General features: G+C 69.4%; 7 protein-coding genes. 1 reads left to right on the top strand and 6 read right to left on the bottom strand.

The window, feature by feature from the left end; all coding sequences use genetic code 11:
• Positions 1-28: 28 nt before the first annotated feature.
• The 3 genes from JOD60_RS16520 to JOD60_RS16530 all read right to left on the bottom strand — a co-directional run bounded on the left by JOD60_RS16520 (position 29) and on the right by JOD60_RS16530 (position 2469).
• Positions 29-694, bottom strand: a complete 666-nt coding sequence (locus JOD60_RS16520) for a spermidine/putrescine ABC transporter substrate-binding protein (RefSeq protein ID WP_076691672.1) — start codon at positions 692-694, stop codon at positions 29-31.
• A gap of 297 nt (positions 695-991) precedes the next feature.
• Positions 992-1465 (bottom strand): DUF6121 family protein, encoded by a 474-nt coding sequence (locus JOD60_RS16525; RefSeq protein WP_076691673.1) that lies wholly within the window; start codon positions 1463-1465, stop codon positions 992-994.
• Positions 1465-2469, bottom strand: a complete 1005-nt coding sequence (locus tag JOD60_RS16530) for an ABC transporter (protein WP_076691674.1) — start codon at positions 2467-2469, stop codon at positions 1465-1467. The genes JOD60_RS16525 and JOD60_RS16530 overlap by 1 nt, the downstream gene beginning before the upstream one ends.
• Before the next feature lie 161 nt (positions 2470-2630).
• On the opposite strand from JOD60_RS16530, the gene JOD60_RS16535 reads away from it, so the two are divergent.
• Positions 2631-3296 carry a hypothetical protein gene (locus JOD60_RS16535; protein ID WP_076691675.1) on the top strand — a complete coding sequence of 222 codons (666 nt, stop codon included), beginning with the start codon at positions 2631-2633 and terminating at the stop codon, positions 3294-3296.
• Positions 3297-3299: 3 nt separating this feature from the next.
• On the opposite strand, the gene JOD60_RS16540 is transcribed toward JOD60_RS16535, so the two are convergent.
• The 3 genes from JOD60_RS16540 to rpoB form a co-directional block, all read right to left on the bottom strand.
• Entirely contained in the window at positions 3300-3914 is a 615-nt protein-coding gene (locus tag JOD60_RS16540) for a hypothetical protein (RefSeq protein WP_076691676.1), read from the bottom strand.
• A 267-nt stretch (positions 3915-4181) separates the two neighbouring features.
• The gene (gene rpoC / locus JOD60_RS16545) at positions 4182-8057 is read right to left on the bottom strand and encodes a DNA-directed RNA polymerase subunit beta' (protein WP_076691677.1); all 3876 of its coding nucleotides are present in this window, start codon (positions 8055-8057) and stop codon (positions 4182-4184) included.
• A 73-nt stretch (positions 8058-8130) separates the two neighbouring features.
• The coding region (rpoB, locus tag JOD60_RS16550; RefSeq protein ID WP_204981592.1) for a DNA-directed RNA polymerase subunit beta at positions 8131-10836 on the bottom strand (2706 nt) is incomplete at its 5' end.

The following is a 10836-nucleotide window of genomic DNA, read 5'->3' on the forward strand; positions in this document are numbered from 1 at the left end:
GCTAACAAAATGCGATTGTGAGAGTTCTCTAAGGTTCGGCCAACCCGGGGTCGGCGTTCGGGTCGAACGGGGCGTCCAGCGACCGCGTGAGCTCTTCGAGCATCGCCGCGATCTGCGGCTCGACGTACTGGCTCACCGCCGCCTGGATCCGCAGCCGGTGGTGCAGGAGCACGGTGCAGACCTCACGGCCGACCATGTTGGCGTAGTCGTCGGCGAGCGCGACCTCCTGCCGCAGCGCGACCTTCGCCTCTTCGCTGAGCGGCGGCAGGGCGGGGATGTCGGCATCCACCTCTTCGGCGAGACCGCCGAGCGTGAAGAGGAACGGGGCACCCGGGATGGGGTCGGGATCCAGCGGCAGCCCCTCGAACTCCGGGTCCAGACCCTCGGCGGGACGGTAGCTGCGCGCGCGGTTACGGGCCGCCTGCTGGTCGAGTTCGGCCTGCAGCATCGGAAGGTTCCGGGACGTGTAGTCCGCGACGGCGTGGTCGACAATCGTCTTGATGCGCGTGGACAGGCCGTGCTGCACGCCGTGCGGGACATCGGCGCCGAGGCCCGCGGCCGACAGCACCGGGGAGCCGAAGCAGCGCCGGCAGGGGGCGATGCGGCCGCGGTGCGTCGCCGGCTCCCAGCGCGGCAGCCAGCGCAGCCAGGCATCCACTGCCTGGCTGACCTGGGTCTCGATCGACCGCTCCACGGGTCCATTGTCGCCGGGCGCAGGCGTTTCCGCGCGGATTTCGCGCGCATCGGCCCGCCGAGCCCCCGGGGGCGCACCGTGCTCTCGTGCTCTCGTGCGCTCGCGCGCTCGCGCGCTCGCGCGTTTGTGCTCTCGTGCCGAACCCTCGCTCGTGGACCGAACCCTCACCCCTGGGCGCGTCTGGGTGTGAGGGTTCGGCCCGGAGACGAGGGTTCGGCGCACACGCCCCGGGCGAGACCGGGGGCGAGACCGGGGCGAGCCCCAGGCGGGACCCGGGCGAGCCCAGGGCCGCACCGGTCAGGGGCGGTCGTCCTGCTCCCACGGCCAGCGCGGGCGGCCCGCTCTCGTGCGGATCAGGGCGATGCCGGCCCAGCCCGCCACGAGGGCGGCGGCGGCGAGCACGAGGGCGAACCACGACGTGGCGAAGGCGCCGATCGCGGCCGCGGTGCGCGCGGCATCCGTCGCGGCGAACACCGCTCCGACGGCCAGACCCGCGAGGTAGGCGAGGAAGGTGGCGATGACGATGACCACGACGGCGCCGTATGACGGATGCCGGCGACGCACCGCGATCCACGTCGTCACCGCGAACACGACGGTCGCGGCGCCCGTGGCGATGGCGCCGGGGAGCGGTCCGAGCCCGGGCACGGCGATCACCTCGGCTCCGGAGAGCAGGCTCAGCATCCCGAAGCCCGCGATCAGCAGGGCGAAGAAGCCGACCGCCGCGAAGGCCACCGCCACCGGCGGCGAGACTCCGCGGCGCGGCTCGGTCATCAGCTCTGGTGGAGCCGCGGCCCCGCCTCGAGCGTGCGCTCGTACTCGCGCTGCGCTTCGTTGTTGAGCTCGGTGACCCGCTTGCCGCGCGCGGCGACCCACGCACCGAACCAGATCGTCAACTCACGGCCGAGGATGAACGCCACGATCGACAGCGGCGCGAGCACCTCGCCCTGCACGAGATCAGCGCCCTCGCGAGCGGTGAGCGTCCAGAACGGCGCCTGGAACAGCTGGCCCAGGATGTGACCGGCGTAGGCGACGACGCCGACGATCAGGCCGAAGATCACCCAGTGGCCCCAGCGGCCGCGGTTGATGATGGCGCCCAGCAGCCAGAAGCCGAGGAAGAAGACGACTACGGGAACCCAGAACCACCACGACTGCAGCGCCGCGAGCGCCTCGGTGCCGGCATTGGCCGCGGTGACGTCGCCGTCGATCGCGCGTAGACCCAGCGCGGCGCCGAGGTACAGGATGCCGAAGGCCACCGCCGCCAGCAGGCCGATCGCTCCGGCCGCACCGCGGTTGCCGCGCGGGCGCGGTGCCTCGGGGGCCTGGACGAAGATCGGCTGGGGCGCGGGCGCGACCACGGGGACGACCGGCTCGGCCACCACGACCGTCTCGGCCGCGGGGTCGGTGGAGTACGCACCGGGCGTGTAGGTCTCATCGACCGGGTCGTTGGCGTAGGAGCTGCCGTAGACGGGCGCGGGCTCGACGACGGGCTCCGCCACGGGTTCCGCGTCCACGGGCTCGGCCGCCGGCGCGGCCACGACGGGCTCGGCGTCCACGGGCTCCGCGACGACCGCGGGCTCGTCCACCACGGCGGCACGCGTGTCATCGGCGTCGGCGGCCACCGCGGGCGCGACGGGCTCTTCCACGACGACCTCCCGTGAGGCCGCCTCGGCGTCGGCGAGGCCTTCGTGCGCGCTCGCGACGGCGTCATCCACCGAGGTGGGCTCGGATGCCGTGACGTTCTCGTCGACCGGCTCGCCGTACTTGGGGTCGCTCATGGGGGTGTGCTCCTCACGCGGGGCCGATGTCTCACAGACCCGATCTCTCACGAACTTGCGGGCCGCCGCACAGTGAGCGTAGCGCCGCGCCGCGGCGCCGACGTGGAGGCGTGCCGACGTGTCTCGACGGCGATCCGCGCTGCTGCGCTTATCGTGGCGGCATGACAGCTCCGCGCCGCCTCGCCCTCGCGCTCCTGGTCGGTGCGGTCGGCGCGATCGCCGTGCTGAGCGGATGCTCGGGCGCGCCGGACGGCGCCGCCACGACAGGGGATGCCGGCGCCGCCACCTCCGCCGCGAGCTCGGCGACGCCGGCCCCGCAGGCCACGATCGCCCCCTTCCCGATCGGCGCCTCGACCTCGACCACCCCGCTCCCTGCCGATCTGCCGCAGGGCTGCCGCGACATCCTGACCGGAAGCGTCCTCGCCCAGCTGGAGGGCGTGCCGCTCAACGCCGAAGGCATGGGAGGCGGCATCCGCCCCGACTCGTCGCGGGTATGCGTGTGGGGCGAGCCCGGCGCCGTCGCCACCCGGCTCGTCACGGTGATCGGCTATTCGCCCGAGCGGGAGGCGCGCGACGCCCTGTATGAGCTCGGCAACGAGGGCTACACCTGCTACGAGCCCGACGGCGGCATCCGCTGCGAGAAGACGTGGGAGCACCCGACGCTCCCCGGCGTGACCGAGGGGCGCACGCTGTTCTATCGCGACGGCGTCATCGTGGACACGCAGTACACGAACCTCGCGCCGAAGGGGTACACGGCCGCGATCATCGACTATCTGTGGCCGGCGGTTCCGCGCACGGCCACGCCGACCGCCGCGCCGACGCCGTAGCCCTCAGCCCCAGACGCGGGCGGACGTGCGGGTGACGTACTCCGTCGGATGCCACGCGTTCTCGCTCGTGGACAGCCAGAGCCCGCCGCCGGCTTCGATCGTCTCGGCGAGGTCGCCGTCGGTGCGCGTGCACCGGGTGCTCTCCTCCTGGGTGGTGCACGTGAACCCCGCTCCCGGGAGGGCCGCCGCGGCGATGGCGCCGGCATCCACCGGCACGGTCGCGAGCGTCGAGGTAACGTCGCCCTTCTCGGAATGCCAGGAGCAGGTCAGCGTCACCTGCGGCTGCAGGGCCGTGACGAGCGCCTCCGCCGTGGTCGTGGGCGCGTCGGTCGAGGGCGTCAGCACGGCCCCCTTCGTGAAGCGCATCGTCGCCCACAGTGCCTGGTCGTACAGCTGCGCGCATTCGGTGGGAGGGCCGGCGACGGCATCCTCATCACCGGCGGCGACGGGACCCGAGGTCGCGGCGGGATCGATCGCGCCACCGACGGCGCCGCCTACCCACGAGACGGATGCCGGGATCATCGGGATCGCGAGGAACGCGAGCACGCCGACGACACCGGCGCAACCGAGGCCGACGACCCACGCGAAGAACGCGTTCCTGCCACCGACTCGAGCCATGCTCCCAGGCTAGGCGCGGCCTGCCCGTGAGCCGGTGAGCCCTCGCCGCGCCGCCCGCGATTCGCTGTGCGCTGTTCGCCGGGTGAGCGTCTCCCCGCGCCCGGGAACAGGTGGCGCAAACGACCACCTCGAGGCGAGGGATGCCGCGTGTTGCGCCACCTGTTTCGCCCCCGCGCGGGTGGTTCCTGAGCATGTCGAAGGGTGGTTCCTGAGCATGTCGAAGGGCCCCAGGATCGCGATGATCCTGGGGCCCTTCGTGGACTGCGCTCAGTTATAGGTGCCGGGCGTGAAGTCGTCCGTCGAGAAGCTGTCGAAGTCGACGTAGCTCAGGTCGGCGTCGCTGTACGCGCCGTCCGAGGCGAAGATGCGGTTGGGGTACCGCTCGCTCTTGGCCTCCTCCGTCGCCTCGACCACGACGTTGCGGTACTTCGCAAGGCCGGTGCCGGCGGGGATGAGCTTTCCGATGATGACGTTCTCCTTGAGGCCGACGAGCGGGTCGCTCTTGCCCTCCATGGCCGCCTGCGTGAGGACGCGGGTGGTCTCCTGGAACGACGCGGCCGACAGCCACGACTCCGTCGCGAGCGACGCCTTCGTGATACCCATCAGCTCCGGGCGGCCCGACGCGGGGCGCTTGCCCTCGGCCACGACCTCGCGGTTGATCTGCTGGTAGCGCTTGAAGTCCACCAGCTCACCGGGCAGCAGCGACGTCTCGCCGTGGTCGACGACGGTGACCTTCCGCAGCATCTGGCGCACGATGACCTCGATGTGCTTGTCGTGGATCGGCACACCCTGCGAGCGGTACACGCCCTGCACGCCGCCGACGAGGTACTTCTGCACCTCGCGGGCACCCTGCACGCGCATGACCTCCTTGGGGTCGAGCGTTCCGACGAGGATCGGCTGGCCGACCGTGACGTGCTGCCCGTCCTCGACCAGCAGCGTCGCGCGCTTGAGGACCGGGTAGACGTGCGGCTCGTCGCCGTTGTCGGGCGTCAGGATGACCTTCTTGGCCTTGTCGGTCTCGTCGATCGTGATGCGGCCGTCGGCCTCGGCGATCGGCGACGCACCCTTCGGGGTGCGGGCCTCGAAGAGCTCCTGCACGCGGGGCAGACCCTGCGTGATGTCGTCGGCCGACGCGGAACCACCGGTGTGGAAGGTGCGCATCGTCAGCTGCGTGCCGGGCTCACCGATCGACTGGGCCGCGATGATGCCGACGGCCTCGCCGATGTCGACGAGCTTGCCGGTCGCGAGGGAACGGCCGTAGCACTTCGCGCAGACGCCGACCGCCGAGTCGCAGGTGAGGACGGAGCGGACCTTGATGGTCTCGACCCCCGCATCCACCAGCTTGTCGATGAGCACGTCGCCCACGTCGTCGCCCGCCTCGGCGACGACCTCGCCCGAGGGCGAGACGACGTCGGCGGCGAGGGTGCGCGCGAACACCGAGTTCTCGACGTTCGCGTCGCGCACCAGGGCGCCGTCGGCACCCGGAGCGGCGATCGTGAACTCGAGGCCCTTCGTCGTGCCGCAGTCGTCCTCACGGATGATGACGTCCTGCGACACGTCGACGAGTCGACGCGTCAGGTACCCCGAGTCGGCGGTACGGAGGGCCGTGTCGGCCAGACCCTTACGGGCACCGTGGGTCGCCGTGAAGTACTCCGCCACGCTCAGACCCTCGCGGTACGAGGAGATGATCGGACGGGGCATGATCTCGCCCTTGGTGTTGTTGACGAGGCCTCGGATGCCGGCGATGTTACGGATCTGCAGCCAGTTACCACGGGCGCCCGAGCTCACCATGCGGTTGATGGTGTTGTCAGCCGGGAAGTTGGCCTTCATCGCGGCCTGCACCTCGTCGGTCGCCTCGGTCCAGATCTTGATCTGCTCCTGACGACGCTCGGCGTCGGTCACGAGACCGTTCTCGAACTGGCTCTGCACCTTCTGCGCCCGCTTCTCGTACTTGGCGATGATCTCGGCCTTGTTCGGCGGGGTGAGCACGTCGCTGAGCGCGACGGTCACACCCGAGCGGGTGGCCCAGTAGAAGCCGGCGTCCTTGATGCGGTCAAGGGATGCCGCGACCTCCACCTTGGGGTACTCCTCGGCGAGCTTGTTGACGATCTGCGAGAGCTTGCCCTTGTCGGCCTGCTCGCGCACGAACGGGTAGCCCTTGGGCAGGGTGTCGTTGAAGATCGCCTGACCGAGCGACGCGTCCACGAGACCGTGACGCTCGTAGCCCTCGGGCGCTTCGCCCTCGAGGAACGTGAGCCCCGGGATGCGGATGCGGACCTTGGCCTGCAGGTCGAGGGTGCCCTCGTCCTTCGCCAGGATCGCCTCGCCGACCGAGCCGAACACGCGACCCTCGCCCGCGGCACCCTCCTTGACCGTGGTCAGGTGGTGCAGACCGATGATCATGTCCTGCGAGGGCAGGGTGACCGGGCGGCCGTCGGAGGGCTTCAGGATGTTGTTCGACGCGAGCATGAGGATGCGCGCCTCGGCCTGCGCCTCGACGGACAGCGGCAGGTGCACGGCCATCTGGTCACCGTCGAAGTCGGCGTTGAACGCCGCGCAGACGAGCGGGTGCAGCTGGATGGCCTTGCCCTCCACGAGTTGCGGCTCGAAGGCCTGGATGCCCAGGCGGTGCAGCGTGGGAGCGCGGTTGAGCAGCACGGGGCGCTCGCGGATGATCTCCTCGAGCACGTCCCACACCTCGGGACGCGCGCGCTCGACCGAGCGCTTGGCGGCCTTGATGTTCTGCGAGTGACCGAGGTCGATGAGGCGCTTGATGACGAACGGCTTGAACAGCTCGAGCGCCATCGCCTTTGGCAGACCGCACTGGTGGAGCTTCAGCTGCGGGCCGACGATGATGACCGAACGGCCCGAGTAGTCCACGCGCTTGCCGAGCAGGTTCTGGCGGAACCGGCCCTGCTTGCCCTTGAGCATGTCGGACAGCGACTTCAGCGCACGGTTGCCGGTGCCGGTGACGGGACGACCGCGGCGGCCGTTGTCGAACAGGGCGTCGACGGCCTCCTGCAGCATCCGCTTCTCGTTGTTCACGATGATCTCGGGGGCACCGAGGTCGATCAGGCGACGGAGGCGGTTGTTGCGGTTGATCACGCGACGGTACAGGTCGTTCAGGTCGCTGGTGGCGAAGCGGCCACCGTCGAGCTGGACCATCGGGCGCAGCTCCGGCGGGATCACCGGGACGACGTCGAGGACCATGGATGCCGGGGACATGCCCGTCTGCAGGAAGGAGTTGACGACCTTCAGGCGCTTGATCGCGCGGATCTTGCGCTGGCCCTTGCCCTCGGCGATCTGCAGGTGCAGCGACTCGGCCTCGGCGGCCAGGTCGAACGTCTGCAGGCGGCGCTGGATGGACTCGGCGCCCATGTAGGCCTCGAAGTACTGACCGAACCGGTCCTGCAGCTCCTGGAAGACGTCGTCCTCCTGCTTGAGCTGGCCGACGGCGAGGTTGCGGAACTCGTCCCACATGCGCTCGAGCTTGGCGACCTGGTCGTCCGCGTTCTTGCGGATCGCCGCCATCTCCTTCTCGGCGGCATCCTTGACCTTCTTGCGCTGGTCGGCCTTGGCACCCTCCGCCTCCAGGGCGGCGAGCTCCTCCTCCAGCTTGGCCAGGCGCGTCGCGACGCGGGCGTCACGACGGTCGGCGAGGTTCTTGATCTCCAGGCGGAGGTTCGCCTCGTGGGTCGGCAGGTCGCGGTGACGCGCCTCCTCGTCGACCGAGATCACCATGTACGCGGCGAAGTAGATGACCTTCTCGAGGTCCTTCGGCGCCATGTCGAGGAGGTACCCGAGGCGCGAGGGCACGCCCTTGAAGTACCAGATGTGGGTGACGGGGGCGGCGAGCTCGATGTGGCCCATGCGCTCACGACGGACCGAGGACTTCGTGACCTCGACGCCGCAGCGCTCGCAGACGATGCCCTTGAAGCGGACGCGCTTGTACTTGCCGCAGGCGCACTCCCAGTCGCGGGAAGGGCCGAAGATCTGCTCGCCGAACAGACCGTCCTTCTCGGGCTTGAGGGTGCGGTAGTTGATGGTCTCGGGCTTCTTGACCTCGCCGTAGGACCAACGACGGATGTCGTCAGCGGTGGCGAGACCGATGCGAAGCTGATCGAAAGTGGTGGACTCGAGCACTGGTTCTCCTGTGTGCTTGTAAAACGTCGGTGATTGAGTAGCGCGCGCAGCGCGCGTATCGAAATCCCGCGGGTCAGATCTCGTCGATGGACGAGGACTCGAACCGGGTGGAGATGTTGATGCCGAGCTCCTCCGCCGCGCGGAACGCCTCGTCATCCGTGTCGCGGAGGTTGACCGCCGTGCCGTCGGCCGAGAGGACCTCGACGTTCAGGCAGAGCGACTGCATCTCCTTCATGAGCACCTTGAAGGACTCGGGAATGCCGGGCTCCTGGATGTTCTCGCCCTTGACGATCGCCTCGTAGACCTTCACGCGGCCCACGATGTCGTCGGACTTGATCGTCAGGAGCTCCTGCAGCGCGTACGCGGCGCCGTAGGCCTCGAGGGCCCACACCTCCATCTCGCCGAAGCGCTGGCCGCCGAACTGCGCCTTACCACCCAGCGGCTGCTGCGTGATCATCGAGTACGGGCCGGTGGAGCGGGCGTGGATCTTGTCGTCCACGAGGTGGTGCAGCTTCAGGATGTACATGTAGCCGACCGAGATGGGCGCCGGGAACGGCTCACCGGAGCGGCCGTCGAACAGCTGCGTCTTTCCGGTCGAGTCGATCAGGCGGTCGCCGTCGCGGTTCGGGAGCGTCGAGTCGAGCAGACCCGCGATCTCGGCCTCGTGCGCACCATCGAACACCGGGGTGGCGACCTTCGTGCCGGGAGCGGCCTCGCGAGCCGCCTCGGGCAGGTGCGCCGCCCACTCGGGGTTGCCTTCGACCTTCCAGCCCTGCTTCGAGATCCACCCGAGGTGGGTCTCGAGCACCTGACCGAAGTTCATGCGGCCGGGGATGCCGAGCGGGTTCAGCACGATGTCGACGGGCGTGCCGTCCGCGAGGAAGGGCATGTCCTCGACGGGGAGGATCTTCGCGATGACACCCTTGTTGCCGTGGCGGCCGGCGAGCTTGTCACCCTCGGTGATCTTGCGCTTCTGGGCGATGTAGACCACGACGCGGCGGTTGACGCCCGAGCCGAGCTCGTCGTCGCCGTCCTCGGCGTTGAACTCCTTGACGGCGATGACCGTGCCCTGCTCACCGTGGGGCACCTTCAGCGAGGTGTCACGGACTTCGCGGCTCTTCTCGTTGAAGATGGCGCGCAGCAGGCGCTCCTCGGCGCTCAGTTCGGTCTCACCCTTGGGCGTGACCTTGCCGACGAGGATGTCACCGGGACGCACCTCGGCACCGATGCGGACGATGCCGCGCTCGTCGAGGTCTTTCAGCAGATCCGGACTGACGTTGGGGAGGTCGCGGGTGATCTCCTCCTTGCCGAGCTTGGTGTCACGGGCATCCACCTCGTACTCCTCGATGTGGATCGAGGAGAGGGTGTCGTTCTTGACGAGATCCTGGCTGAGGATGATCGCGTCCTCGAAGTTGTGACCCTCCCACGTCATGAATGCGACGAGCAGGTTCTTGCCGATCGCGAGCTCGCCGTTCTCGGTGGCGGGGCCGTCGGCGATGACCTCGCCGACCTCGACCCGGTCGCCCGCCGAGACGATGACGCGCTGGTTGTAGGAGTTGCCCTGGTTCGAGCGGTCGAACTTGCGCAGGAAGTAGTCCTGCGTGCCGCCCTCGTCGAGCTGCACTGTCACGACGTCGGCCGAGACCTCCATGACGACACCGGCCTTGTCGGCGGTGACGACGTCACCGGCGTCGATGGCGGCGTAGCCCTCCATACCCGTGCCGACGAACGGCGAGTCGCTGCGCAGCAGCGGCACAGCCTGACGCTGCATGTTGGCACCCATGAGGGCGCGGTTCGCGTCGTCGTGCTCGAGGAACGGGATGAGCGAGGTGCCCACCGACACCATCTGGCGCGGCGAGACGTCCATGTAGCCGATCTCGTCGGCGTGGAACATGTCGACCTCGCCGCCCTGGCCGCGACGGGCCAGCACGCGCTCGGTCGCGAACGAGCCGTCCGCCTTCAGCTCGGCACCGGCCTGGGCGACGATGTAGTCGACCTCTTCGGATGCCGTGAGGTAGTCGATCGTGTCGGTCACCTTGCCGTCGACCACGCGGCGGTACGGCGTCTCGATGAAGCCGAACGCGTTGATCCGCGCGAACGAGGCGAGCGAGCCGATGAGGCCGATGTTCGGGCCTTCCGGCGTCTCGATCGGGCACATGCGGCCGTAGTGCGACGGGTGGACGTCACGGACCTCGACGCCGGCGCGCTCACGGCTGAGGCCGCCGGGGCCGAGCGCCGACAGGCGGCGCTTGTGGGTCAGACCCGCGAGCGGGTTGTTCTGGTCCATGAACTGCGACAGCTGCGACGTGCCGAAGAACTCCTTGATCGCGGCGACGACAGGGCGCACGTTGATCAGGGTCTGGGGCGTGATCGCCTCGATGTCCTGCGTCGTCATGCGCTCGCGGACGACGCGCTCCATGCGCGACAGACCCGTGCGGACCTGGTTCTGGATGAGCTCGCCGACGGCGCGGATGCGACGGTTGCCGAAGTTGTCGATGTCGTCGACGTCGAGGCGGATCTCCGCCGCCTCGCCGTTACGAACACCGGGGATCGACGCGTCACCGCGGTGCAGCGCGACGAGGTACTTGATGGTCGCGACGATGTCGTCGACGGTGAGCACCGAGTCGCTCAGCGGCTTGTCGAGGCCGAGCTTCTGGTTGATCTTGTAGCGACCCACCTTCGCCAGGTCGTAGCGCTTCGGGTTGAAGTAGAAGTTGTCGAGCAGCGCACGGGCGGCCTCGGCGGCGACCTGCTCGCCCGGACGGAGCTTGCGGTAGAT

The sequence above is a fragment of the Microbacterium aurum genome, from assembly GCF_016907815.1.
GTDB classification, from domain to species: domain Bacteria; phylum Actinomycetota; class Actinomycetes; order Actinomycetales; family Microbacteriaceae; genus Microbacterium; species Microbacterium aurum.